This window comes from Microbacterium sp. ZXX196, assembly GCF_009709595.1.
GTDB classification, from domain to species: Bacteria; Actinomycetota; Actinomycetes; order Actinomycetales; family Microbacteriaceae; genus Microbacterium; species Microbacterium excoecariae.
Genome location: NZ_WMEE01000208.1, coordinates 1 through 269, shown reverse-complemented (window position 1 = coordinate 269; position 269 = coordinate 1). Strand labels below are relative to the sequence as shown.

Here is a 269-nt window from a genome sequence, read left to right as displayed (position 1 = left end):
ACCAACGAGCGATTTATAGTTGTAGGTAGTCGTTGCAGTAACCGTTGTCCCGTCAGCCTCTGTCTTCGCTTTCAGCAAATCGGTCTTACCTACATCAGTTAATCCATAATATTCTAGTTTGGTAGTAGCACCTCCCTTTTCTTTAAAAGTTAACAGATTTCCGCGGTCATCATATGTCAAAAACTCCACAAGGTTGAACGAGGGGCCCTGACCTATCTTTGTATCCACCTTCTTTGGTAAATACAAACTGCCACTCGGTTTGAAATTGA

General features: G+C 42.4%; 1 protein-coding gene. It reads right to left on the bottom strand.

The features are described from left to right. Positions 1-269 (bottom strand): hypothetical protein (locus tag GJQ66_RS14910; RefSeq protein ID WP_155049654.1); only part of this gene is annotated, 269 nt, incomplete at both ends.